At 59.8% G+C, this 25,524-nt stretch carries 21 protein-coding genes; 10 read left to right on the plus strand and 11 right to left on the minus strand.

The annotated features are described in order from the left end of the window. Nucleotides 1–125: 125 nt before the first annotated feature. Nucleotides 126–494 carry a PilZ domain-containing protein gene (locus B0W55_RS10975; RefSeq protein ID WP_077046020.1) on the minus strand — a complete coding sequence of 123 codons (369 nt, stop codon included), beginning with the start codon at nucleotides 492–494 and terminating at the stop codon, nucleotides 126–128. Nucleotides 495–650: 156 nt separating this feature from the next. Between B0W55_RS10975 and B0W55_RS10980 the strand changes: the two genes are divergently transcribed. The 3 genes from B0W55_RS10980 to yjiA all read left to right on the plus strand — a co-directional run bounded on the left by B0W55_RS10980 (nucleotide 651) and on the right by yjiA (nucleotide 4,062). Next, nucleotides 651–2,717 (plus strand): carbon starvation CstA family protein, encoded by a 2,067-nt coding sequence (locus tag B0W55_RS10980; RefSeq protein WP_077046021.1) that lies wholly within the window; start codon nucleotides 651–653, stop codon nucleotides 2,715–2,717. Between the two features lie 14 nt (nucleotides 2,718–2,731). Next, nucleotides 2,732–2,929, plus strand: a complete 198-nt coding sequence (locus B0W55_RS10985; RefSeq protein ID WP_077046022.1) for a YbdD/YjiX family protein — start codon at nucleotides 2,732–2,734, stop codon at nucleotides 2,927–2,929. A gap of 161 nt (nucleotides 2,930–3,090) precedes the next feature. Beyond that, nucleotides 3,091–4,062: a GTPase gene (gene yjiA, locus B0W55_RS10990; protein WP_077046023.1), complete on the plus strand. Its 972-nt coding sequence runs from the start codon at nucleotides 3,091–3,093 to the stop codon at nucleotides 4,060–4,062. 62 nt (nucleotides 4,063–4,124) lie between these two features. Here yjiA and B0W55_RS10995 read toward each other — a convergent pair whose 3' ends face one another. The 4 genes from B0W55_RS10995 to B0W55_RS11010 all read right to left on the minus strand — a co-directional run bounded on the left by B0W55_RS10995 (nucleotide 4,125) and on the right by B0W55_RS11010 (nucleotide 10,778). Next, nucleotides 4,125–4,691 carry a hypothetical protein gene (locus B0W55_RS10995; protein WP_077046024.1) on the minus strand — a complete coding sequence of 189 codons (567 nt, stop codon included), beginning with the start codon at nucleotides 4,689–4,691 and terminating at the stop codon, nucleotides 4,125–4,127. Nucleotides 4,692–4,713: 22 nt separating this feature from the next. Further along, a complete protein-coding gene (locus tag B0W55_RS11000; RefSeq protein WP_077046025.1) occupies nucleotides 4,714–5,244 on the minus strand; it encodes a hypothetical protein in 531 nt (176 codons plus the stop codon). Between the two features lie 203 nt (nucleotides 5,245–5,447). After that, nucleotides 5,448–6,701 carry a serine hydroxymethyltransferase gene (glyA, locus tag B0W55_RS11005; RefSeq protein WP_077046026.1) on the minus strand — a complete coding sequence of 418 codons (1,254 nt, stop codon included), beginning with the start codon at nucleotides 6,699–6,701 and terminating at the stop codon, nucleotides 5,448–5,450. 228 nt (nucleotides 6,702–6,929) lie between these two features. After that, complete coding sequence (locus tag B0W55_RS11010) at nucleotides 6,930–10,778, minus strand: bifunctional diguanylate cyclase/phosphodiesterase (RefSeq protein ID WP_077046027.1); 3,849 nt, start codon at nucleotides 10,776–10,778, stop codon at nucleotides 6,930–6,932. 285 nt (nucleotides 10,779–11,063) lie between these two features. Here B0W55_RS11010 and ettA point away from each other — a divergent pair, with 285 nt between their 5' ends. Both ettA and gdhA read left to right on the plus strand, forming a co-directional pair. Then, a complete protein-coding gene (gene ettA / locus B0W55_RS11015) occupies nucleotides 11,064–12,728 on the plus strand; it encodes an energy-dependent translational throttle protein EttA (protein WP_077046028.1) in 1,665 nt (554 codons plus the stop codon). A gap of 373 nt (nucleotides 12,729–13,101) precedes the next feature. Continuing rightward, nucleotides 13,102–14,439: an NADP-specific glutamate dehydrogenase gene (gene gdhA / locus B0W55_RS11020; protein ID WP_077046029.1), complete on the plus strand. Its 1,338-nt coding sequence runs from the start codon at nucleotides 13,102–13,104 to the stop codon at nucleotides 14,437–14,439. On the opposite strand, the gene B0W55_RS11025 is transcribed toward gdhA, so the two are convergent. The 4 genes from B0W55_RS11025 to B0W55_RS11040 all read right to left on the minus strand — a co-directional run bounded on the left by B0W55_RS11025 (nucleotide 14,436) and on the right by B0W55_RS11040 (nucleotide 17,888). Further along, nucleotides 14,436–14,930, minus strand: a complete 495-nt coding sequence (locus B0W55_RS11025) for a GreA/GreB family elongation factor (RefSeq protein ID WP_077046030.1) — start codon at nucleotides 14,928–14,930, stop codon at nucleotides 14,436–14,438. The genes gdhA and B0W55_RS11025 overlap by 4 nt on opposite strands. A gap of 70 nt (nucleotides 14,931–15,000) precedes the next feature. Continuing rightward, the gene (locus tag B0W55_RS11030; RefSeq protein WP_077046031.1) at nucleotides 15,001–15,354 is read right to left on the minus strand and encodes a hypothetical protein; all 354 of its coding nucleotides are present in this window, start codon (nucleotides 15,352–15,354) and stop codon (nucleotides 15,001–15,003) included. A 96-nt stretch (nucleotides 15,355–15,450) separates the two neighbouring features. Next, entirely contained in the window at nucleotides 15,451–17,304 is a 1,854-nt protein-coding gene (locus tag B0W55_RS11035) for a DUF4105 domain-containing protein (RefSeq protein WP_077046032.1), read from the minus strand. Nucleotides 17,305–17,399: 95 nt separating this feature from the next. Further along, nucleotides 17,400–17,888 (minus strand): DUF3015 domain-containing protein, encoded by a 489-nt coding sequence (locus B0W55_RS11040; RefSeq protein WP_077046033.1) that lies wholly within the window; start codon nucleotides 17,886–17,888, stop codon nucleotides 17,400–17,402. 278 nt (nucleotides 17,889–18,166) lie between these two features. On the opposite strand from B0W55_RS11040, the gene B0W55_RS11045 reads away from it, so the two are divergent. Then, on the plus strand, nucleotides 18,167–20,605 hold the full coding sequence (locus tag B0W55_RS11045) for a Lon protease family protein (protein WP_077046034.1): 2,439 nt from the start codon (nucleotides 18,167–18,169) through the stop codon (nucleotides 20,603–20,605). Nucleotides 20,606–20,908: 303 nt separating this feature from the next. Beyond that, the gene (locus B0W55_RS11050; RefSeq protein WP_077046035.1) at nucleotides 20,909–21,250 is read left to right on the plus strand and encodes a hypothetical protein; all 342 of its coding nucleotides are present in this window, start codon (nucleotides 20,909–20,911) and stop codon (nucleotides 21,248–21,250) included. A 6-nt stretch (nucleotides 21,251–21,256) separates the two neighbouring features. Here the strand turns inward: B0W55_RS11050 and B0W55_RS11055 are convergent, their stop codons facing one another. After that, nucleotides 21,257–23,086, minus strand: coding sequence for a hypothetical protein (locus B0W55_RS11055; RefSeq protein ID WP_077046036.1), 1,830 nt, complete (start codon nucleotides 23,084–23,086; stop codon nucleotides 21,257–21,259). A 169-nt stretch (nucleotides 23,087–23,255) separates the two neighbouring features. On the opposite strand from B0W55_RS11055, the gene B0W55_RS11060 reads away from it, so the two are divergent. From B0W55_RS11060 to B0W55_RS11070, 3 genes are all read left to right on the plus strand, one after another. Continuing rightward, the gene (locus B0W55_RS11060; RefSeq protein WP_077046037.1) at nucleotides 23,256–23,744 is read left to right on the plus strand and encodes a TIGR00645 family protein; all 489 of its coding nucleotides are present in this window, start codon (nucleotides 23,256–23,258) and stop codon (nucleotides 23,742–23,744) included. 209 nt (nucleotides 23,745–23,953) lie between these two features. After that, a complete protein-coding gene (locus tag B0W55_RS11065; RefSeq protein ID WP_077046038.1) occupies nucleotides 23,954–24,262 on the plus strand; it encodes a DUF6482 family protein in 309 nt (102 codons plus the stop codon). A 121-nt stretch (nucleotides 24,263–24,383) separates the two neighbouring features. Then, nucleotides 24,384–25,001: an FKBP-type peptidyl-prolyl cis-trans isomerase gene (locus tag B0W55_RS11070; protein WP_077046039.1), complete on the plus strand. Its 618-nt coding sequence runs from the start codon at nucleotides 24,384–24,386 to the stop codon at nucleotides 24,999–25,001. A 126-nt stretch (nucleotides 25,002–25,127) separates the two neighbouring features. On the opposite strand, the gene B0W55_RS11075 is transcribed toward B0W55_RS11070, so the two are convergent. Then, nucleotides 25,128–25,385: a hypothetical protein gene (locus B0W55_RS11075; RefSeq protein WP_077046040.1), complete on the minus strand. Its 258-nt coding sequence runs from the start codon at nucleotides 25,383–25,385 to the stop codon at nucleotides 25,128–25,130. Between the last annotated feature and the right edge of the window lie 139 nt (nucleotides 25,386–25,524).

Raw genomic sequence — 25,524 nt, forward strand, 5'->3', positions numbered from 1 at the left:
TGACAGTGCGGGGACCCATTGTGGGAGTGGGTTTGCTCGCGAATGCGGTTTGCCAGATGGCTGAACGTTGGCTGATTCACCACCTTCGCGAGCAAGCCCGCTCCCACAGTGGACCGGTGCTGGCGTCAGACTTCGATCAGGGCCCCCAGCTCTCGCTCCAGCTCCTGCGGATCGGCCAGATTAAGCTCGATCAGGCGCCTTAGCCGCTGGATCGACTCCAGGCTGATGTGCCGGCAGACAAACCCCAATTGACCATGGTCCTCATGGCTCAACTGCACGTCCATTTCGATATCGACGTCTTCGCTCAGATGTATATCGACGAAAAAATCCTGTTGTGGGTCGCCCAGCCAGGGTTCCGGTCGCTCGATGAGCAACCCCTTGAGCGACAGATCGATCAGTTTCACCGGCCAGATGAACTGCCCCTGGCTCAGCTCGGTTCTGGCATCGAACGCAATACGTTTGAAGCGGCGACGATCGGCGGGGTGCTCGCTCATGGCGCAATCCTCTGGATGTTCGCTGACTATAGACCCGCATCGTTTGAACCCGCCACCAGGACAGGCTCTGGACCAACGTCGGGGTATGGTCTTTACCGTCAGGAGAGCTAAACTCGGGGTGGCTGTCTTTCTGTCCACTCTGGCTGGAATAATAAAATGAAAAATAATAATAGCCCGCTACGCCATCTACCCTGGCTGGTGCTGGCAATCATAGGTGCGTGCGCCTTGGGTGTCGTGGCATTGCGCCGAGGCGAGGCAATCAACGCGTTGTGGATTGTGGTCGCTGCGGTGGCCATTTATCTGGTCGCGTATCGCTACTACAGTCTGTTCATCGCTAACAATGTGATGCAACTCGACGCACGACGGGCGACCCCCGCTGTGCTCAACAACGATGGTCTGGACTACGTTCCTACCAACAAACACATCCTGTTCGGTCACCATTTTGCGGCCATCGCCGGCGCAGGCCCGCTGGTGGGTCCGGTTCTGGCGGCGCAAATGGGTTATCTGCCCGGCACGCTGTGGCTGATTGCCGGCGTGGTGCTGGCCGGTGCGGTGCAGGACTTCATGGTCCTGTTCATGTCCACCCGCCGCAACGGTCGCTCCCTGGGCGACATGGTCCGCGAAGAGATGGGCCGCATCCCCGGTACCATCGCACTGTTCGGCTGCTTCCTGATCATGATCATCATCCTCGCGGTGCTGGCGTTGATCGTCGTCAAAGCCCTGGCCGAAAGCCCGTGGGGCATTTTCACGGTCATGGCGACCATCCCGATCGCGATGTTCATGGGCGTTTACATGCGCTATATCCGCCCGGGGCGTATCGGTGAGATTTCCGTCGTCGGCGTTCTGTTATTGCTCGGGTCGATCTGGCTCGGCGGGCAGATTGCCGCGGATCCGGTCTGGGCCAAGGCGTTCAGCTTCACCGGGATCCAGATCACCTGGATGCTGGTCGGCTACGGTTTTGTCGCGGCGGTGTTGCCGGTGTGGCTGATCCTGGCACCGCGGGACTACCTGTCGACCTTTCTGAAAATCGGTACCATCATCGCCCTGGCGATCGGCATCCTGGTGACCATGCCCGAGCTGAAAATGCCAGCGCTGACCCAGTTCACCGACGGCACGGGACCGGTGTGGAAGGGCGGTCTGTTTCCGTTCCTGTTCATCACCATCGCCTGTGGTGCTGTTTCGGGATTCCATGCACTGATTTCTTCCGGCACCACGCCGAAGCTGCTGGATAACGAAGTCAACTCCCGTTACATCGGTTATGGCGCCATGCTGATGGAGTCCTTCGTCGCCATCATGGCAATCGTAGCCGCCTCAGTGATTGAGCCGGGCGTTTACTTCGCGATGAACAGCCCCGCGGCCGTGGTCGGCGGTGATGTGGTGGCGGTCGCAACGGCAGTCAGCAACTGGGGCTTCGCCATTACCCCCGAAGCGCTGCAAGCGGTGGCCCACGACATCGGCGAAACCACCATCCTGGCCCGTGCCGGCGGTGCGCCAACGCTTGCGGTGGGTATCGCGCAGATCCTGCACAGTGTGTTGCCGGGTGAAAACACCATGGCGTTCTGGTACCACTTCGCGATCCTGTTCGAAGCGCTGTTCATCCTGACGGCCGTGGACGCCGGTACCCGTGCCGGTCGTTTCATGCTGCAGGACTTGCTCGGCTCGTTCGTGCCGTCGCTCAAACGCACGGAATCCTGGACCGCCAACCTGATCGCTACTGCAGGCTGTGTGGCCATGTGGGGCTGGCTGCTGTACCAAGGCGTGATCGATCCGTTGGGTGGTATCAACACCTTGTGGCCACTGTTCGGCATCTCCAACCAGATGCTGGCCGGTATCGCCCTGATGCTGGGCACCGTGGTGCTGATCAAAATGAAACGCCAGCGCTACATCTGGGTGACCTTGCTGCCCGCCGCCTGGCTGCTGATCTGCACCACCACCGCCGGTTTCATCAAGCTGTTCGACGCCAACCCGGCGATCGGCTTCCTGTCCCTGGCGAAAAAATACAGCGATGCCCTGGCCAATGGTCAGATCCTCGCCCCGGCCAAGGACATCACGCAAATGCAACACGTGATCTTCAACGCCTACACCAACGCAACGCTGACCGCGCTGTTCCTGTTCGTGGTGTTCAGCATTCTGTTCTATGCACTCAAGGTCGGCATTGCCTCCTGGGGTAAAAAAGAACGCACGGATAAAGAATCGCCCTTCCAGGCCCTGCCGGATGCGTAATCGAGGATTGCAGCATGTTCAATGACCTCAGTCGCCTCGGTAAATACCTCGGTCAGGCCGCACGCCTGATGGTCGGCATGCCCGATTACGACAACTACGTCGAGCACATGCAGAACAAACACCCGGACAAACCGGTGATGAGCTACGAGGCGTTCTTCCGCGAACGCCAGGAGGCCCGTTACGGTGGCAAGGGTGGGCCCAAGTGCTGTTGATGCAACGGCCTGATTGACGCAATACCCTGTGGGAGCGGGCTTGCTCGCGAATGCGATATGTCATTCAACGTTGTGCTGACTGACACGCCGCCTTCGCGAGCAAGCCCGCTCCCACATTTGTTCTGTGTTGTTTTTTAACTTTGTGAAACAGGAGATTCCAGTTGCCCTCTCCCATCCCGGTCACGATCCTCAGCGGCTTCCTCGGCGCCGGCAAGACCACGCTCTTGCGCCATCTGCTCAAGGCCGAACATGGCCTGAAGATCGCCGTGATCGAAAACGAATTCAGCGACGCCGGTATCGACACCCAGTTGTTGGGTGCCGAGCCGGTGCAAGTGATGACGCTGTCCAACGGCTGCGTCTGCTGCACCATCCACACCGACCTGACCAAGGCCCTGTACCTGTTGCTCGAGCGGCTGGACAGCGGCGAAATCGCCTTTGACCGCCTGGTGATCGAGTGCACCGGTCTGGCCGATCCGGCACCGGTGGCGCAGACCTTCTTCATCGACGAAGAACTGCGCGAGCGTTACATCCTGGACGGCATCATTACCCTGGTGGACGCGGCGCACGCCGATCAGCACCTGACTCAAACCATCGCCCAGGCCCAGATCGGTTTTGCCGATCGCCTGCTGGTGAGCAAGCGCGACCTGGTGGATGAGCCCGCCTTCAAGGCCTTGAGTGAACGCCTGACCCGCATCAACCGACGGGCGCCGATCCGTCTGGTCGACCATGGCCGGATCGACCTGGCCGAACTGCTCGATGTACGTGGTTTCAATTTGAATGCCGACCTGGGCGGCGGCGTGAGCTTGCGTCCGGTCAGCACCGCGCCTTCAGTCGATCGTATTTCCAGCCTGGTACTGCGCACCGACAGGCCGCTGGATATCGACAAGCTCAGCGAATTCATGAACGAACTGCTGGAAGATCATGGCAAGCAGTTGCTGCGCTACAAAGGGGTGTTGAACATCCTGGGCGAGCCACGGCGCATGGTGTTCCAGGGCGTGCTGAAGCTGTACGGTTTCGATTGGGATACCGAATGGGCGGACGATGAGCCGCGCGAAAGTGTGATCGTGTTCATCGCCGATGATCTGCCGGAGGAGAAAATCCGTGCAGGGTTCGCCAGGGTGGCGGCGGATTGAACCCTGGCACCGGGCGGGCACGACGTTCAAGTCGAAGCCCGCCGGTTGCGGATCCCTGCGCATCACACCTCGTCGGGGTGATTAAGGTAGGGGGCGTTTCTTTCCAGAATGTTCAGCGTGAACGGCAGCGGTATTGCGCCTTTATCGGCGATAAAGGTGTAATCCGAATCATGGGTTTTATGAGGATGAATCAGTCCCGAGTCTCTGACCTGTAAATATAGAGTCGGGGTGTCCGTTTTTATATGATCAAGGTTGATACGTTCGCAATTGCTGTTCAATAACATGAAGCTCGTTGATTCAGGTTCAGGGAATGCGCCTATCAACCCTTCTTTATTGACATGGATGCACTTACCGTAGTGATGTCCTTTTGAGCGTATATACAGCGTGTACCCAAATCGGCTGTGCCTGAAATAAAGCGTTAGTGGAGGGTGCACTTTTGTAGTCGCTTCCTCATGTAATCCAAGCAAGTGCGAAACTTCGTATTTTTGTCGCCGTCCACTGAAAAAGCCACCACTGACCAGGTTCGACGTAATGAATGCCTTTTCACCCAGCAGGGCGTCAAGACAGTGGAGTTGGTTGTTGCGTGTACCCAGGGTCGCAATGAAGGACTTTTGTCTATCGGTACTCATGAACGGCTCCCTGCCGAAGTGATCAAGCCGCGCCGCGACTCAGGATGTCGAGCTTGAATTCCAAGGGCTTTGCACGGGCTGACTCTGTGCAGACCAGGCCGCCGACCTTGGTGTTGCCGCGCACGCTCAGCAGGCTGCCACCTTTGGTCCGGATCCTGACGACGGGTTGATCAGAGTCGAACTGCTCCGGGGTGATGATCCGCCCTTGGCGGTCGAGCAGGTTGTAGGTGGTTTGCTTTCGATCAGGCGCGAAGGCGCCGATGAAGTCCTTGTCTTCGTTGCTGAGTGCCTGACGGTGATAAAGACCGTCGGTAAGCAGATAGATAGAATAGTAGTCTTCGATGCAATAGAAGTAGAACTTTATCTGCCCCGGAGGTGCATCCGGTTTTACGCAAAGATAACTGGAAACATCCATGTTGGCTTCAAATGACCACGTGTCGTAATCCAGTTTTTTTACGAGGGTGGTTTTGCCGTAGGTGAGTTTGGGTAAGTGCAAGTTGCCATGGCTGGTTTTGATGGTGGCAACAAAGGAGCGTTCTTTATTCTGGCTCATGTCGTTCATTCCATTGTTTGTCTGATTTAACAGTGCCGAAATGAGTTCGGCTGTTAATTAAGCTATCAGCAAAAAAGTTGGAGTGATCGGTCGACTTGGTGATTGGATGTTTCAGTTGTTGATGGTGCGATTAGCGGGCTGTTCAGCGAAGTGACCGGCAAAAAAAACCGGCCGAAGTGGCCGGTTTTTTCAATTGTCTACGATCAGGCGCCGTATACCGGCAGCTTCTTGCAGATGGCTTTGACTTTCTCACGAACGGCGTCGATCACCGCTTCGTTGTTCAGGTCCGCCAGGATGTCGCAGATCCAGCCGGCCAGTTCCTTGCACTCGGCTTCCTTGAAGCCGCGAGTGGTCACCGCCGGGGTGCCGAAGCGCAGGCCGGAGGTGACGAACGGGGAGCGTGGATCGTTTGGTACGGAGTTCTTGTTCACGGTGATGAAAGCCTTGCCCAGTGCGGCGTCAGCATCTTTACCGGAGATTTCCTGCTTGATCAGCGACAGCAGGAACAGGTGGTTCTGAGTACCGCCGGACACCACGTCGAAACCGCGCTCGATGAACACGCTGGCCATGGTCTGGGCGTTTTTCACCACTTGTTGCTGGTAGGCCTTGAACTCAGGCTGCAGCGCTTCCTTGAAGCAGATGGCCTTGGCGGCGATCACGTGCTCCAGCGGGCCACCCTGGGCGCCCGGGAATACGGCGGAGTTCAGTTTCTTCTCGATGTCGGCGTTGGCGCGAGCCAGGATCAGACCGCCACGTGGACCGCGCAGGGTCTTGTGGGTGGTGGTGGTCACGACGTCGGCGAATGGCACCGGGTTGGGGTAGATGCCGGCGGCAACCAGGCCTGCCACGTGGGCCATGTCGACGAACAGTAAAGCGCCGACCTTGTCAGCGATTGCACGGAAGCGCGGGAAGTCGAGGATCTGCGAGTAGGCAGAGAAACCGGCCACGATCATTTTCGGCTTGTGCTCGACCGCCAGGCGCTCGACTTCGTCGTAGTCGATCAGGCCGTTGCCGTCGATGCCGTACTGAACGGCGTTGTACAGTTTGCCCGAGGACGAAACGCTGGCACCGTGGGTCAGGTGACCACCGTGGGCCAGGCTCATGCCCAGGATGGTGTCGCCGGCCGACAGCAGGGCCAGGTAGACGGCGCTGTTGGCCTGGGAACCGGCGTGCGGCTGGACGTTGGCGTAATCGGCGCCGAACAGTTGCTTGGCGCGGTCGATGGCCAGTTGCTCAACGATGTCGACGTACTCGCAACCGCCGTAGTAGCGCTTGCCCGGATAGCCTTCGGCGTACTTGTTGGTCAATACCGAGCCTTGAGCTTCCATCACCGCAGGGCTGGTGTAGTTTTCCGAAGCGATCAGCTCAATGTGCTCTTCCTGGCGCTGAGCTTCTTGCTCCATGGCGGCAAAGAGATCGGCGTCGTACTTGGCAATAGTCAAATCACGGCTGAACATGGCGGTCCTCAAGGATCGGGGGCAGAAAAGGGGGGCATTCTACCCCAACGGGTTTTGGAAGGCATATGAAAGGACATCATGTCGCAGACAAGTGGGCTTCATGACGGGATCAGCGGTGAATGTGCCGCCCTCTTCGCGGGCAAGCCTCGCTCCTGCACGCTGTGTACACCACAAACCCGTAGGCGCGAGGCTTGCCCGCGAAGGCGTTCTGATTGTCGGAACAAGGCTTCAGTCGAACATGAATAACGCATCATTGCTGAATTGCACTTCGAACCTGTCCGCCGGCATCGGTCGCCCGAAAAGATACCCCTGAACCTCATCGCAGCCATGCTCCCTCAGGAAGTCCAGCTGCTCCTGGGTTTCCACACCTTCGGCGATCACCGCCAGGTTGAGGCTGTGGGCCATGGCGATGATGGCCCGGGCGATCTGTGCGTCCTGTTCGCCCGACGGCAGGCCGTCGACGAACGTACGGTCGATTTTCAACACGTCGATCGGGAATTGCTTGAGGTAGTTGAGTGACGAGTAACCGGTGCCGAAGTCGTCGACCGCGATGCTCAGGCCGAGGTTTTTCAGGCCGTCGAGAATCTGCATCGCCTCGCTCACTTCGCGCATCAGGATGCTTTCGGTCAGCTCCAGCTCCAGGCATGCCGGTGGCAGGCCGGTGTCCTTGAGGATGGTGGCGATCCGGGTGCCGAGCTGGCCGTCGGAGAACTGGCGTGCCGAGATGTTCACCGAGACTTTCGGTACCCGCATCCTGGCCAGGTGCCAGGTCTTGAGCTGGCGACAGGCCTGGCTGATGACCCAGTCGCCGACATCCACCACCAGTCCAAGCTCTTCGAGCACCGGGATGAAGTCACCGGGCGGCACCAGGCCACGGCGCGGATGACGCCAGCGCAGCAAGGCCTCGGCGCCGGTCAAACGTTTGCCATCGCCGCTGAACTGCGGTTGGTAATACAGCACGAATTCGTCCTGCTCCAGGGCGTGGCGCAAATCGCTTTCCAGCTCCAGGCGCTCCAGGGCGCTGGCGTTCATGTCCGCCTGATAGAACTGGAAGTTGTTCTTGCCGCGTTCCTTGGCGTGGTACATCGCGGTGTCGGCGTTCTTCATCAACTGGCTGAGTTCGTTGCCGTCCTGCGGGCTCAGGGCGATGCCGATACTGGCCGTGACGAAGAACTCGCGGCCTTCCAGTACAAAGGGTCTCACCAGGCTGGCGAGAATCTGTTCGGCCACGTGAATCGCCCGGTTCAAGGCAATTTCACGGTTGGCCCGCGGTTGCAGGAGCAAGGTGAATTCGTCGCCGCCCATGCGCGCCACGGTGTCGTCATCGTCGACGCAACCGAGCAGACGCGTGGCCATTTCCTTGAGCATGCGATCGCCCGCGGCGTGGCCCAGGGAGTCGTTGATCGGCTTGAAGCGGTCGAGGTCGAGGAACATCAGGACTACCCAGGACTTCTGCCGCTCGGCCGCTTGCAGCGCGGTGTGCAGGCGATCCTGGAACAGCGTGCGGTTGGGCAGGTGGGTCAGCGCGTCGTAGTAGGCCAGGCGATGAATCCGTTGTTCACTGGCCTTGCGCTCGCTGATGTCGCTGAAGAAGCACACGTAACTGGCCAGGTCGCCTTCGTCGTCCAGCACCGCGGTAATGCCGACCCACGCCGGGTAATGCTCGCCATTGCGGCGCTTGAGCCAGACCTCGCCTTCCCAGGTGCTGTTCTGGTTCAACTGCTTGAGCACGTAGCGCAGGTGGGCTTCCTGCTGCTCGTCGACCGTCAGCATGTTCGGCAACTGGTCCAGCACCTGTTCCACCGCATAACCACTGACACGGCTGAAGGCTTCGTTGGCCTGGACGATGTAACCGGCCGGGTCGGTGATCAGGATCGCCGAGGTCGAGTGCTCGAATACCGTGGCGGCCATGCGCAGGTCTTTTTCCGCGCGGCGCTGCTGGCTGATATCGCGACCGACGCCCAGCACGCCTTCGAAGGCGCCGTGTTCGTCCCAGACCAGCACCAGGCGCAGCTCGATCGGAATCTTGCGCCCGTCGGCCCGCAGGCAGTCGAACAGGAACAGTTGGGTCTGCACCTGGCTGCGCAGCAACGCCAGCTGATCGGGTTTGTCCAGGGCCTTGCTGACCCGCTCCATCAGGCTGTAGATGCCGGTCAGTTGCTGCGGGTTGGCGATGGTCGATTGCCAGCCGTTCTGGAAAATCCACTCGGCGTCATAGCCCAGCACGGCTTGCACCGAAGGGCTGACGTAATTGAGGGTCATGCGGTTGTCGGTGGAGAAAATCACGTCGCTGATGCTTTCGGCGAGCATCCGGTAGCGCTGCTCGCTGTCACGCAGCGACTCGCTGGCTTCGATCTGCTCGGTGACGTCCTTGGCCACGCCAATGATACGGATGACCTGGTCGTGCTTGTCCCGGGTCAGGGCCTGTTCACGGATGTCGAAGCGCCGCCACTTGCCATCTCGGTGGCGGAAGCGCAGTTGGCATTGCATCAACTGGCTGTAGCCGTCCTGGCGCTGGCTCTGACGCGAGCGGTGGTAGTAGTCGGCATCATCGGGGTGCAGGAGGATTTCCCAGAAATACTCACCCATCTGCTGCAGTTCGGCGCGGTTGTAACCCAGGGTCTGGCCCAGGTGGTGGTTGCTGAAAATCATCCGCTGGCTGATCACGTCCTGCACGTACAGGTGATCGGGCACGGTACGCACCACGTCGGACCAGAAGCCTTCGCGCTCGACCAGCGACAGCTCGATGAGCTTGCGACTGGTGATGTCGGTGATGCTCAGGATTACCGCCTTGAAGTCTTCGGGACTTTGCGGCAGGCGCAGCACCAGCCACAGGTGCTGATCGCGACCCGCAGCGTCCTGGAGTTTGATTTCCAGTTCCAGTTGCTGCTGTTGATTGAGTACCGCTTCGAGGATCTGATTGCCGATGGCGCTGCCGTCGAGCGGGTTGCCATCGATCAGCAGGTCCCAGGCCTGAATGGAGGTACTGACATTGAGCAGTTGCAAAGCCACCTGGTTGACTTCTGCAATGCGCAGCGCCTGCAGCAATTGCCGACGCTGATCCGGCTCTTGCAGCCACGCTTGCAGTTGTTCGTTGTTGTGCAGTCGTGCTTTGTCAAAGGCGCTCTGCAGGCCGGACATGTCCAGAACACACAGGGCGACACCCGTGCCTTCGAAAATCTCCTGATAGCGACGGCGACCTTCATGCAGTTGGCGCTGACGCCGGCGCATGTTCAGCAGGACGATGAATGGCAGCATTGAAAAGGCCAGGCCCAACAGGCATTTGCCAATGAAGGCCGGCAGCAGTTCTTCCAGCACCCGCTGGCGATCGAACAGCCCGCGCAGTTGCCAGTCGCTGCCGCTCAGTGGAACGGTCAGCACGCTGTTGCTCAGATCGTCCTGGGTCAGGGTGCCCGGGTTGACCAATGGGAGCGCTTCGTCGCGGCTGATGATCTGGTGATTGAAGCGGTTTTCCACCAGCCACTGCGGACGGCCATCGGGCTCGCTGAGTTTGGTCAGGGACGAGAAGAACGTCGGCTTCATGCGCAACGCCCAGTAGCCGCGCGTGCTGCCGCTGGCCTGATGCAACAGCAAATGCACCACCGAACCGTCGATGGCATTGCTGAAGTAGTGCGGCTGGGCACGGCTGCGCCGCACCAGTTCGCTCAGGTAGTCGGCGTCATCGCTGTTGGGCGCGCTGTCTGTCAGGATCGTTCCGGACGGGCTGAGCAGGGCAATGCTGGTCAGATCGGGCAAGGACTTCTGCAGCTTGCGCAGCAACTCCTGCTGTTCTTCGGTGCTTTGCGGTTGTTCGACGATGGGCAGCAGGTTCAGGGCGATACGGGCGTTGAGCGCCATGTTCAGGCTGACTTGCGCGGCCAGGTCGGCGGTGTAGTCGATGGTGAATTGGCGCTGGCTTTTCTGGGTTTCGCGCAACTGGTCCAGCAGTTGCCAGAACAGCAGTGCGAGCAGCAATAGCACGAGGGTCGCCAGCGCGCCTTTGAGTGTTCCGCGCAGGGGCGAGCCGGGCGCCGCTGTCGGTGCACTGGAGGTCAGGGACGGAGGGACGTTGGACAAACTGTAATCCTGCGGTTTGGCTGGACTGGCGCGACGTGCACTATAAGCCGGACGCCCGAAGGGCGGCTAGCATGCCTTGACTTGTGGCAAAGTGCCAGCCCCGCTCGGCTGGACGGCCATCTGTCATTCAGGTAGCTTTGCCGGTTACGCAGGGGCGTTCCAGCTCCTAGAATCAGACTTTTTCAGCGCATCCGCATTGAACCTCTTCAAACGGATGACGCGCACGGTCTGGCCAGGCATCGTCTGCGCTTTAATCATTCATCTGTCACTGACCCTAGGTTCTCCATGGCTCAATACGTATTCACCATGCATCGGCTGGGCAAAGTTGTGCCGCCGAAGCGGGAAATCCTGAAAAACATCTCCTTGTCCTTCTTCCCCGGCGCCAAGATCGGCGTGCTCGGCCTCAACGGTTCGGGTAAGTCCACGCTGTTGAAAATCATGGCGGGCGTCGACACCGAGTTCGAAGGTGAAGCCCGTCCGATGCCGGACCTGAACATCGGTTACCTGCCGCAAGAGCCGCAGCTGGACCCCTCCAAGACCGTGCGTGAAGTGGTCGAGGAAGCGGTCAGCGTGATCAAGGACGCCCAGGCGCGCCTGGACGAGGTCTACGCGGCCTACGCTGATCCGGATGCCGACTTCGACAAACTGGCCGCCGAACAGGCCAAGCTCGAAGCGATCCTGCAGGCCAGCGACGGACACAACCTGGAGCGCCAACTGGAAGTCGCCGCCGATGCGCTGCGTCTGCCGGCCTGGGATGCCAAGGTGGAACACCTGTCCGGTGGTGAAAAGCGTCGTGTGGCCCTGTGCCGCCTGCTGCTGTCGGCCCCGGACATGCTGCTGCTCGACGAACCGACCAACCACCTGGACGCCGATTCCGTCGCCTGGCTGGAGCACTTCCTGCACGACTTCCCGGGCACCGTGGTTGCGATCACGCACGACCGTTACTTCCTGGACAACGTCGCTGGCTGGATCCTGGAACTCGACCGCGGCGCGGGCATTCCTTACGAGGGCAACTATTCGGGTTGGCTCGAAGCCAAGTCCGATCGTCTGGCCCAGGAATCCAAGCAGCAGTCGGCCCATGAAAAAGCCATGAAGGAAGAACTGGAGTGGGTGCGCAAAGGCGCCAAGGCCCGTCAGTCCAAATCCAAGGCGCGTCTGCAACGCTTTGAAGAAATGCAATCGCAGGAATTCCAGAAGCGCAGCGAAACCAACGAGATCTACATCCCGGCCGGTCCGCGCCTGGGCGACAAGGTCATCGAGTTCAAGAACGTCACCAAGGGCTATGGCGATCGCGTGCTGATCGACAACCTGTCGTTCTCCATGCCAAAAGGCGCCATCGTGGGTGTGATCGGCGGTAACGGTGCCGGTAAGTCGACCCTGTTCCGCATGCTGATGGGCAAGGAAACGCCGGATTCGGGGAGCATCGAAGTCGGCGAAACCGTGCAATTGGCCTGCGTGGATCAGAGCCGCGAAGATCTGGACGGCAGCAAGACCGTGTTCCAGCAGATCTCCGACGGTTCCGACCAGATCCGCATCGGCAACTACGAGATCCCGTCGCGTACCTACGTCGGTCGCTTCAACTTCAAGGGCGGCGACCAACAGAAGTTCGTCAAGGACCTGTCCGGTGGTGAGCGCGGCCGTCTGCACCTGGCGTTGACCCTCAAGGAGGGCGGCAACGTCCTGCTGCTCGACGAACCGTCCAACGACCTCGACGTCGAAACCCTGCGTTCCCTGGAAGAAGCCCTGCTGGACTTCCCGGGCGCCGCCATTGTGATCTCCCACGATCGGTGGTTCCTTGACCGCGTCGCGACCCACATCCTGGCGTACGAAGACGACTCGCAGGCAGTGTTCTTCGAAGGCAACTACACCGAGTACGAAGCCGACCGTAAAAAGCGCCTCGGCGAAGCGGCGGCCCAGCCACACCGGGTACGCCACAAGAAGCTGGCCTGATATCGGGTTGGCTGCATGAAAAAAACGGAGCCTTCGGGCTCCGTTTTTTTTTGGTGCTTCAGTGAGACCGCAGCGCGCCATTCGCGAGCAAGCCCGCTCCCACATTGGACCTCGCCGTGCGCGAATTCTGAGTGCCACACCGATCCAACTGTGGGAGCGGGCTTGCTCGCGAAGGCGTCCACACTATTGGTGCATGGTCTGAAGTGCGAATCCCTTTCAAGGTGCACAAAAGAGCCGAAATCCCGTCAAATTTATATCATGTGCACCATTTAATTTCATAAAGGCGACACTTTGCCCTGTTCCTGTGCGCAAATCGTTTGTTACAGTCCGGCTCAATCTCTCCCAACGACAATAAATTTGCCGAGACTTTTCCATGATCGAATCCGTTGAATCCTTCCTTGCCCGCCTGAAACAACGCGACCCTGACCAGCCTGAATTCCACCAGGCTGTCGAAGAGGTCCTGCGCAGCCTGTGGCCGTTTCTGGAAGCCCATCCGCACTACCTGACCTCGGGCATTCTCGAGCGCATCTGTGAGCCGGAGCGGGCGATCGTGTTTCGGGTGTCCTGGGTCGACGATCATGGCAAGGTGCAGGTCAATCGCGGTTTCCGCGTGCAGATGAACAGCGCCATCGGCCCGTACAAGGGCGGCTTGCGCTTCCATCCTTCGGTGAATCTGGGCGTGCTGAAATTCCTCGCCTTCGAGCAGACTTTCAAGAACTCCCTGACCTCGCTGCCCATGGGCGGCGGCAAGGGCGGTTCGGACTTCGATCCCAAAGGCAAAAGCGATGCGGAAGTCATGCGTTTCTGCCAGGCGTTCATGAGCGAGTTGTACCGGCACATCGGTGCCGACGTTGACGTGCCCGCCGGTGACATCGGCGTCGGCGCCCGGGAGATCGGCTTCCTGTTCGGTCAGTACAAGCGCCTGAGCAACCAGTTCACCAGCGTGCTGACCGGCAAGGGCCCCAGCTACGGGGGCAGCCTGATTCGCCCCGAAGCCACCGGTTTTGGTTGCGTGTATTTCGCCGAGCAAATGCTCAAGCGGCGTGGCGAAGCCGTCGAAGGCAAGCGCGTGGCGATCTCCGGTTCCGGCAACGTCGCGCAATACGCGGCGCGCAAGGTCATGGACCTGGGCGGCAAGGTGATCTCGCTGTCCGACTCCGAAGGCACGTTGTATTGCGAGAGCGGTTTGACCGAAGCGCAGTGGCAGGCGCTGCTGGAGCTGAAAAACGTCCAGCGCGGGCGCATCAGTGAACTGGCCGCTCGTTTCGGCCTGGAGTTCCTCGCCGGGCAGCACCCGTGGGGCCTGAGTTGCGACATCGCGCTGCCGTGCGCCACGCAAAACGAGCTGGACGTCGACGCCGCTCGCATGTTGCTGCGCAATGGCTGCGTCTGTGTCGCGGAAGGCGCGAACATGCCGACCACCCTTGAGGCCGTCGACCTGTTTATCGAGGCGGGCATCCTGTTCGCGCCGGGCAAGGCATCCAATGCCGGTGGCGTTGCCGTGAGCGGGCTGGAGATGTCGCAGAACGCCATGCGCCTGCTGTGGACCGGTGGCGAAGTGGACAGCAAGCTGCACGCGATCATGCAGTCGATCCACCACGCCTGCGTGCATTACGGTGAAGAGAACGGACAGGTCAATTACGTCAAGGGCGCGAACATCGCCGGTTTCGTCAAGGTCGCCGATGCCATGCTCGCCCAGGGCGTGGTTTAAACAGGCTCCACACGGATGATTTCGATCAGTTGGTCACCGGCCGGGCGTTGCCACAGCACCTCGTCACCGAGTTGCGCCCCGAGCAACGCCCGACCCAGGGGTGACCCCCAGTTGATCAGGCCCGCCGACGCGTCGGCCTGGTCTTCACCTACCAATTGCACCGTTTGCTGGTTGTCCTGTTCATCGGCGAAGGTCACGCGGCTGCCGATCTGCACTTTGTGCGTTGAACTGGGTGCGGTGACGACCTGGGCGCTTTGCAGACGCTGATTGAAATAGCGCAAATCCCGCTCCAGATCGGCCAGGCGTTGCTTGTCGGCCTGTTCGCCTCTGGCTGACTGTTCGCTGTGCAATTGCTGCAGCCCGCTGACTTTCGCCTGCAACTGGGCCAGTCCCGCTGGCGTGACGTAATTGGGCTGCGCGCTGACCTGCCGTTCGACAGGCTGATCGGCTTGCGCGGCGGCGTTATCTTCATTGACGAAAGCGCGACTCATGGTTTCCTCCCGTTATAGGGGTTGGGCCATGGTGGCAGGCTTTTAGTTTCGGCGAATGTCTGACAGCGACCTACGGCGAGTGATAGGCCCGGGCGGTGTCCTGGTCTTTTTGCTGTTGCCAGGCTTTTTCACGCTCGTCCCAATGGTGGTTGCGATAGTCCTCGCGGTCCTGGTTCTCACGCATGGCCTGGCATTGACGGAAACCGTCGCTCCAGCCTTCGGCGTAGTTGTTGTCTTTGAGGTAACGCGGAACGTTTTTGCGGAATTCGCCGGTGATGGCGCCAGCGGCTTGCCTGCCGCTGCTGCAGCCGTCATCGAAACCGTCGGCGAAGGCGGGTGGGTAGCCTTTGGCGATCAGATCTTCGTGGGTGGTCTGGCAACCGGATATCAAAAGTACAGCCAACAATGCGCTACAGCGCCACATCACTTTCTCCTGAGCCGTTGTGCGGCTTATGGCGAAAGTCTGGACGTGGACGCGTTGGGCGTTTGTGAAAGCCGTGTGAGCGTTTTGTTCATCTGACTAATAGTGATACCACTTCACCTCAAGCATCACTTCGTTCTCCGGTGAAGCCAGGTGGCTGAATTCGCGCTGGGCGCTCAGGCGCAGGCCCAGGTTGCGCGACAATTCCCACTGCTGATTCAGGCTTAAGCTGCGGCGCACTTCGCCATTGGTGAAAAAATCACCCTTGGTTTCCAGGCTGAAATTGCCCAGGGGGTTTTTCCATAGCAGTCCAGTTGTGAAGCCCGCCGCCGGTGCGATAAAACCGGCGAAGTCATTGTTGTGTTCCACGCGCACGGTGCCCAGGGCAAAGCCCAGCAGGTCATCGGCCAATTGCCAGGTACCGCCGGCACCGCCATTGACGTGGCTGACCAGGTTTTCATCGTCATGTTTGCCCGGCACCCGCTCCAGGCCCCCGGTGACTTGCCAGGATAGCGGTTGCAACAGCTCATTGCGCGGGGTCAGGGAACGAATGGTCGCCAGGTCCAGTTGCTGCACCTGCCAGTCGTTGCCTTCGTACTGGCGCAGTTTCAGCTGCAGGATTTCGATCTGAGCGCCGAGGGGGAAACTCTCGGAATTGTCGTTGAGGTCGTGATAGGCCATGCGCAGGCCATATTCGCCAAAGGCGCGATCGCCGCGGGTGCCGATGCCGACCTGCCAGGTGCGGGATTCATGGCCATCTTCGGGCAGGCCCGGTTGCGGGATGTCCAGCTCCGGCGCCGGGTTCTGGTTGATTGCCCTCAGCAGTTCGAAGCTGCGCTGGGCTCGCGCAGGGTCTCGCTCCTGGCCGTTGGCGCGGTAGCGCTCCAGGCGATAGGCGGCATCGATGATCAGCGCCTGGCGATCCCGGGGTTGCGCCTTGAATGCCGGGGTTTGCAATTGCTTCTGGTCGGCACTGACTTTCAGTACCCATTGCTGTTCTTCGTCACTCAGCGGCTCGGCGCGGCTCAGCAATTCCCGTTCACGGGAAGGGCGGTACTGGATCGACTCCACCAGCCCGGCCTCTTTCACCGCTTTTACGGTGTCGGTGGGAATGGCGGTCAGCGGGAATTGTTCGGTCAGGCGCAGGCTCGGACGCGCCACTTGCAACAACTCCAACAGTCGGTAGGAGCAGTTTTCGTCGAAGAAGAAGTAGTCGAACTGGATCTGCTTGAGCTCCCAGACATGTTCGACCATGCGCGCGGTTTCGGCCTGGGTCAGGTTCAGGCGGTATTCCCACAAATCGCGGTTTTCCAGGCTGCGGTATTCCGAGAGTTTTTCCTGGTAGGGCACCAGCGCAAACAGCCCCGGATAGCCGCCCATCAGGCCTTTCCAGGCGTAGAGAATGCTGTTGTCCGAGCCTTCGATGTAGGCGCCGAAGTTGATGGCGTAGCTGAGCAGGGAAGTCTTGTCGCTTTGTACGTCCGCCTGATCGATGCGCAGCAAGGTGTGGCCGAACATCGAGGACGGGCTGTTGAGATAGGCCGCCGGGAAAATCATCACCGCACTATGGGGCGAGACGTCCTTGAACCACTGCTTGAACTCAGCACAGTCCGGTGCCGGCAGATCGTTCAGGTTGAGCTGTGCCTTGAGCCAGCGGGTACGGGCCGGGTAGACGCATTGGGCATGTCGCTCGCCGGCACTGGCCGGGGCGTACAGCGCCTGCACGGTGGCGGCCAGTTCATGGTCAGGGTGTTCGTTGCCGTCGGGCGCCAGGAAGAACTTCCTGTCGCTGACATAGCTGCGCCAGCCGCCGAGTTTGGCGGTTTCGTAATGACCCAGGGAGATCCAGAAGGGATCATTGGCCAATTGCTGCAAACGATGATGGTCGATAAGTGGCGCGGCGGACAGCGGGGCGCAGACACAGAGCGCCAGCCAGGCAAGGCGTTTGAGCATAGTCGGCAACTTGAACAGGAAATAAACAAAGACCCAAGGAGGGGCAGGTCCAAAAAATAAACCCGCTTCCCGGAAGAAGCGGGGTGCATCCGAGCTTAAGCTTGAGTGGCGTACTTGGCCAGACGAGGATCGTTCTTCAGTACGGCCAGGGTGTTGGTATGCACATCTTCGGCAGTCACGTCAGCTTTGCTGAAGATCTGCTGGAAGTGCTCGTGAGTGACGGCGGCGAAGTGCGCACGGTCTTCCGGCGCCACGCCCAGTACCACGGCATAGGTAGTCAGCGCTTCGCCGTTACCTTTGGCCATGTCTTCGGACAGCTCGTTCATCATGCCATTCATGGCAAACCAGGATTTGCCGCCATAGGTCAGCGACGCATTGGTGGAGCAACCGTTGGTGCCGGACGTCATACCGAAAGTTGCGTTACCGGAGGTGCCGTTGGTGGTCGATGCCAGGAAGTGAGCCGGAGTACCACGCTGACCTTCGAACAGCATGTTGCCCCAACCGCAATCCGGGCCGCCTGGGGCCTGAGCCATGGCGTTAAGGGATGCGACGGTGAAGAGAGTACCGAGAAGAATCCGTTTCATAGCTTTGTTCTCTTTATGTGCGTACCAATGGACAAGGGGTGTGACGCCGTTGCGGCGCCAGTTGGGCCGGTTATTAGTCCAGCCGCGCAGTTTGGAGTTTAGGCACGTTCCCGGGGTTCCGTGATTTTTTGCAAAACATTCGTTGAAAACTGCGATTCAGTACCCCTCTGCTGCGCAGTTTCGAGTTGTCTATGCTTTGGCCTGAGGCGCTCCTTGCCAGTCAGGCACAGGCAGCGCCAGAATGCCGCTATCTGCCCCGCCTGATGTAAGGAAGCCCGATGCCTGATCCTGTTGCTGCCAGCTTGCGTCTAGCGCCCGAAGCGCTGACCCGTCCGTTTTCCGCTGAACAGTTCAGCTTCTCTACCACCAATGATCTGGAGCCCTTTCGCGGTGTGCTTGGCCAGGAACGCGCGGTCGAAGCCTTGCAGTTCGGTGTGGCCATGCCACGCCCCGGTTACAACGTATTCGTCATGGGTGAACCCGGCACCGGTCGGTTTTCGTTCGTCAAACGCTATTTGAAGGCCGAAGGCAAACGCCTGCAGACCCCGGCGGACTGGGTCTACGTCAACAATTTCGATGAGCCGCGCGAGCCCCGTGCACTGGAGTTGCCGTCGGGCACTGCCGGCGCCTTCATCGGCGATATCAACGGTTTGATCGACAACCTGCTGGCGACCTTCCCGGCGGTGTTCGAGCACCCGTCCTACCAACAGAAGAAAAGCGCCATCGACCGGGCCTTCAACCAGCGTTACGACAAGGCCCTGGACGTGATCGAGCGTCTGGCCCTGGAGAAAGACGTCGCGCTCTACCGCGACAGCAGCAACATCGCCTTCACCCCGATGCTCGAGGGCAAGGCGCTGGACGAGGCGGAATTTGCCCAGTTGCCGGAAGCCGAGCGCGAGCGTTTCCACGAAGACATTTCTGCCCTGGAAGAGCGGTTGAACGAGGAACTCGCCAGCCTGCCGCAATGGAAGCGTGAATCGAGCAATCAACTGCGCCATCTCAACGAAGAAACCATCACCCTGGCCTTGCAGCCATTGCTGTCGCCGTTGTCGGAGAAATACGCCGAGAACGCCGCGGTGTGCGGTTACCTGCAAGCCATGCAGGTCTACCTGCTCAAAACCGTGGTCGAGCAATTGGTGGACGACAGCAAGACCGACGCCGTCGCCCGCAAACTGCTGGAAGAGCAATACGCGCCAAGCCTGGTGGTCGGTCATTCGGCCAGCGGCGGCGCGCCGGTGGTGTTCGAGCCGCACCCGACCTACGAAAACCTGTTCGGCCGCATCGAATACAGCACCGACCAGGGCGCGCTGTACACCACCTATCGCCAGTTGCGTCCGGGTGCCCTGCACCGGGCCAACGGTGGTTTCCTGATTCTCGAAGCGGAGAAAATGCTCGGCGAGCCGTTCGTGTGGGACGCCCTGAAACGCGCCCTGCAATCGCGCAAGCTGAAGATGGAGTCGCCCCTGGGCGAAATGGGCCGTTTCGCCACCGTGACCCTGACCCCCCAGCACATTCCGCTGCAGGTCAAAGTCATCATCATCGGTGCCCGTTCGCTCTACTACACGCTGCAGGACCTGGATCCGGACTTCCAGGAGATGTTCCGCGTCCTGGTGGATTTCGACGAAGACATCCCGATGGTCGACGAAAGCCTGGAGCAATTTGCCCAACTGCTCAAAACCCGTACGTCCGAGGAAGGCATGGCACCGCTGACCGCCGATGCGGTGGCGCGCCTGGCGACCTACAGTGCGCGGCTGGCCGAGCACCAAGGGCGTTTGTCAGCGCGAATCGGCGATCTGTTCCAACTGGTCAGCGAGGCGGACTTTATCCGCCATCTGGCCGGCGATGAAATGACCGACGCCGGCCACATCGAGCGTGCGCTCAAGGCCAAGGCCACCCGCACCGGGCGCGTGTCGGCGCGGATTCTCGACGACATGCTGGCGGGGATCATCCTGATCGACACCGCAGGCGCCGCCGTCGGCAAGTGCAACGGCCTGACGGTGCTGGAAGTCGGCGATTCGGCCTTCGGTGTGCCGGCGCGGATTTCCGCCACGGTGTACCCGGGCGGCAGCGGCATCGTCGACATCGAACGCGAGGTCAACCTCGGCCAACCGATCCACTCCAAGGGCGTGATGATCCTCACCGGGTACCTGGGCAGCCGTTACGCACAGGAATTCCCGTTGGCGATCTCGGCGAGTATTGCCCTGGAGCAGTCCTACGGTTATGTGGATGGTGACAGTGCGTCCCTGGGCGAGGCGTGCACGCTGATTTCGGCGCTGTCGAAAACCCCGCTCAAGCAGTGTTTCGCCATCACCGGTTCGATCAACCAGTTCGGTGAGGTGCAGGCGGTGGGCGGGGTCAACGAGAAAATCGAAGGCTTCTTCCGTCTCTGCGAGGCCCGCGGGCTGACCGGCGAGCAGGGAGCGATCATTCCTCAGGCCAACGTGGCCACGCTGATGCTCGACGAGAAAGTGTTGTCGGCGGTGCGCGCCGGGCAGTTCCATGTGTACGCGGTGCGTCAGGCCGACGAGGCGCTGAGCCTGTTGGTCGGCGAGCCGGCGGGCGAGCCGGATGAGAACGGCGAGTTCCCGGAAGGCAGCGTCAATGCGCGGGTGGTCGAGCGGTTGCGGGTCATTGCCGAGATGATCAGCGAGGACGATCTGAAAGAGGCGGAGAAGGAACTGGCGGTCGAGGAACTGGCGGAGGTCAAGCCGGCCTAATTTCGCTGATCCATTGTGGGAGCGGGCTTGCTCGCGAAAACGGACTGACATTCAACATTTTTGTTGTCTGACACGCCGCTTTCGCGAGCAAGCCCGCTCCCACATTTGCTTGTGTAAACCGGTCCAAAGCGCCATCACTCTGGCGTCAATATTCACACAATGACCGCTCGGCGCCTTCTGGTATCGAAAAGCCTGCATCGCGCGCTTTTCTTCTATTCTCTGCTCAGGGATAGGGACAGCAATCACTGGATCGAAACAGCCCCCCGCGGAGGCTGAATACCGGATTTACCGAGGGTCGCCGCCATGTCGCGCAACCTTTGCCTCACCCGTCAGTGCCTGGGCCTTGTGACCCGAATCGAATGCGCCATCAAGCCGTTGGCCGGCGATACCGGCATGTGGACCTTGCTCTTCGCCGCCGGAATGGCCGGCGAACAACCGTCAGCCATCAAAGCCCAAGGCCCTTTTCATGGCCCGTTCGTGGCTGAATCCATCCTCGATACCATTGTTGAAAGCCTGACCCTGCACGGGTACGAATTGGCCGACGATCCGCAGATCTGGTGCCTGCACCTGCAAGCCCAGTTGCGGGAAATCAATGGCGGGCGCTGCCGCAATGTCGGCGGCTTCGAGTTCCGACCTGATCATTGACCCGCGTTACTGGGCCAGTTTGCTCATGTCAGCCTTGTCGAGTTTGACCTCGTAGCCATATTGCACGGTGGCGAGGTCAGTTCGTTGATAGGTTTCCACCCGCGTCGGCCGCCCGTAGAAATAATGCACAGCGAATAGCGACGGGCCTTCGGTGCTCGCGTCGTGGTTGACTGCCAGGATTTCCTTGAGGTAGTTGCCGCTGTCGTCCTTGGCATAGAAGCGCCAGTCTTGCTCGGCAAAGGCTTTGAGATCCACCACCAGGGCGTTGTCCTTGAGCTCCAGGCCCTTGGGCAACTGGCGGGCGTCGTGGCTCTGTTTGTCGACCGTGGCCAGGAACAGTGGCATGGAGCCCACCACGTAGGCCGGCGATTCCGGGAACAGGTTCAAGTCGTAAGTGATGGTGCCGCGCAGCGGATCGACCTGGTAGGCCTCTGCCGGCAATTCGATCGGCTCATCCAGTTTGCCTTTGCTGTTCTCGGTGAAAAAGCTCACCGGGGTTACCCCTGGGTTGAACGAGGTGCCCAGCAGCTCATCGTTGAAGGTTCGCAGGTGACTGAACTCGATTCGCGCGGCGCTCGGGTCGTCCACCGACTGGCTGATGCTGACGTTCTTTTTCAGTTGATCCTCGGTCAAGGTTGCCCCCTTGAGCCAGATAGGCGCCTGGTCGTCGTACACCGTCACCGACAGGTTCAGGGGCTGGATGGACTTTTGCGTGGTGTGGCGATCAAAGCGCCGCACCGGCAGGTTCAGGTCCTTGCGGGTGACCGTGACCGTGGAGAAATCCAGCAGGCTGACCTCGAGGCTGTCGACCGGGCCATTGAAGTACACCTTCGAGTAGCGGTGGCTTTGTTGTTTCTCAAAGGCGCGCTGTTCTTCATCGAGCTGTTTTTCGAACGCCTCGCTCCAGGCCTTCTGTTGCTGCATTTTTGTCAGTTGCCGCTGATAGAACGCCACTTGCGCGGCGGTCTCGTTGATCGAGCCTGAGCGTGAGAGCAATTGGCCAGTGCTGTCCCGGGCCTGGACGATCAGCGGATTGAGCGGCGTATCGCCGATCTCGGTTGCCTGTGGCGCGCTGTTGTTGAATTCGATTTCCGCATAGTTGTTGCCCAGTTTCACCAGCGTGACGCTGAGGTTGTCATTGGTGCGTGTCTGGCCTACATCCTTTTTCGTCAGGTCGAAGCTGTAAAGGCGGCGGGGTGCGATGACCTCGACCTTGCCTTGCAGGCTGACCGGTTGCGGCTGGTTCTTGATGTCGACGTCCAGGCCCTCGATGAACGGGTAGGCCACGGTCAGGTCGTCGGGGTTGGTCAGGTTGGAACTCGAGGGGCTCAGTTGAATGCCCGGATCGGTTTCCGACCATTCCGGCTGGAACGCGATCACTCGTTTGTTGCTCAGGGTGACCGACTGCCATTCCAGGCCGTGGGGGAACAGAAAGGTGGCCGGGATGCTGAAATTGAAGGGAAAGACCGGCTGCAGGTCGGTCAGGTAGTCGGAACTGGATTCCTTGTGCAACACGAACAGACCGTTGATGTAGGTATCGACCAGGGCTTGGGGCGAGGGGTAATGCTTGAGCACGGCCAGGGCGTCTTCACCGTATTCGGTCACCACCGGCTTGGTGTCGAGCTTGAGTTGCGCCCGTTCGAGCAGCAGCAGCGAGCCACCGAGTTCGGCTACGGCGTCCTTGAGTTTCGGGTCGGTGATGGCATCCAGGGATTTTTCGAATTGCGCGCTCTTGTCTTCGAGGCTGACCTCGCGTTTCTCATCGTCGGGCGAGCAGCCGCTCAGCAACAGCGTGAGAAGGATTGCGGCACTGGCCATAGGCAAACGCAGATCCATTTCCAGTCTTCCTGTCCGATATCACTGAGACGTCAATGGTTTGGACACTAGCAGAAAAATTTCGACACACACGCGCAGGTGGCGGATTTACCAACGGTTTATGGCGGCTTCTGGGGATCGTCGGGCGGCTGGTATACTCGCGCCATTTTCAGACCACCTGTGAGATCCAATGGAACGCTTTATCGAAAACGCAATGTACGCCTCCCGCTGGCTGCTGGCGCCGATTTACTTCGGCCTCTCCCTCGGGCTGCTGGCCTTGGCGCTGAAATTCTTCCAGGAAGTGTTCCACGTTATCCCCAACGTCTTTTCGATGGCCGAATCGGACCTGATCCTGGTGTTGCTGTCGTTGATCGACATGGCGCTGGTGGGCGGCTTGCTGGTGATGGTGATGATTTCCGGTTACGAGAACTTCGTGTCTCAGTTGGACATCGACGACACCAAGGAAAAGCTCAACTGGCTGGGCACCATGGACTCGTCTTCGCTGAAGATGAAGGTAGCGGCGTCCATCGTGGCGATTTCCTCCATCCACCTGCTACGCATCTTCATGGACGCCAAGAACGTCGATCCCGAGCATTTGAAGTGGTACGTGATCATTCACATGACGTTCGTGGTGTCGGCGTTTGCCATGGGGTATCTGGATAAGCTGACCAAGCACTGATCTGCACAACCTGTGCAGGAGCAAGGCTCGCCCGCGAAGAAGTTGTGTCAGCCGACGTAAATGTTGCCTGCAGTGACGCCTTCGCGGGCAAGCCTCGCTCCTGCAGGTTTGATGGAAACGGACGAGCGGTTGCGTTTGTGGGTTGTACTTTGCGGCGTCGAGGCATATCCCTGTGTGGGTAATGACTCGCCACTGCACGAGGTGCGTTCATGAACCTGCAAGAGCTGAATGCCTATGCCGTCGCCGGTAAGGTCGACGAGCTGAATCTGATCTCGCTGGAAGGCGGAATCTACCTGTTGGAGGCCCGGATGCACGGCGCCGCCTATCCCTTGAGCGATACCCACGGCCACATGATGCATCTGCGCTCGGTGGAGCATGCCCGTGATGTGCTGCGCTCTTTTCCCAAGTTGAATTTCAACCTGGTCCATACCCTGGTGCACGACGAGATGTGCGGCCTGGGTGGCATCGAGGAAAGCCTGAAAGTGCCGATCGAGCTGCGCACCACGCCGCTGCGCTGACGGCCCTGATCAACACGATGGCATCTGTGCTAGTCTGCTGGCCCTTTTGGTTCCGGGCGCTCCGGGACGCGCTGTGCACGCACGGCCAGTTCCGAAGCCGTCCGCACAGCGGAGCAGTGTCATGTCCGAAGTAAATCTGTCCACCGACGAAACCCGCGTCAGCTACGGTATTGGCCGTCAGTTGGGCGACCAACTGCGCGACAACCCGCCACCGGGTGTCAGCCTGGACGCGATCCTGGCAGGCCTGACCGACGCATTTGCCGGCAAGCCGAGCCGCGTTGGCCAGGAAGAAATGTCCGCCAGCTTCAAAGTGATCCGCGAAATCATGCAAGCCGAAGCGGCAGCCAAGGCTGAAGCGGCCGCTGGCGAAGGCCTGGCGTTCCTGGCTGAAAACGCCAAGCGTGACGGCATCACTACCCTGGCTTCCGGCCTGCAGTTCGAAGTACTGACTGCCGGTGAAGGCGCCAAGCCATCCCGTGAAGACACCGTGCGTACCCACTACCACGGTACCCTGATCGACGGCACCGTGTTCGACAGCTCCTACGAGCGTGGCGAGCCTGCGGAATTCCCGGTCGGCGGCGTGATCGCTGGCTGGACCGAAGCCCTGCAACTGATGAATGCCGGCAGCAAATGGCGCCTGTACGTGCCGAGCGAATTGGCTTACGGCGCTCAAGGCGTTGGCAGCATCCCGCCGCACAGCGTACTGGTGTTCGACGTCGAGCTGCTGGACGTTCTGTAATACCCCGCCTATCCCTGTGACGGGCTAATGTGGAGCCTGCCCGCTGGCGATGGGGGCGACCGGTTTTTCAAGACCGGGTTGATGCCATCGCCAGCAGGCTGGCTCCCACTGTTTTTATCGCACGGCTCATATTTCGATCCTGTGGTTCAACTCGTGCGAAGGGCGCAATGCCCGGGCATAGCAGAACAGGAACAGATTGCGCACCACTTCCTTGAGTACCATTGGCTCGTTGGAACTCAAGCCATTGAGGTCCAGGTCGCCCTGATCCTGCAACTCGTTCAAAGCCTCTTCTTCCAGCACCGCACAGACTTCCCCGGTTTCCCGATGCAGGATTCTCAAGTACGGGTGTGGGCGGTCCAGCCAGGCATCGATCAAATACGTCATTTCTCATCTCCATTGATTGGGTTTCAATGAGAATAATTCTTATTCATCAAATAGCAAGGTTCGATTGGCCGATTGTGGATTTTTCAGGATAAAGGTTGCGTAAGGTCAAAACGGCTGGCGTTTGGCTATTGCGAGGGGC

Source organism: Pseudomonas sp. KK4, assembly GCF_001984065.1.
Classification (GTDB): domain Bacteria; phylum Pseudomonadota; class Gammaproteobacteria; order Pseudomonadales; family Pseudomonadaceae; genus Aquipseudomonas.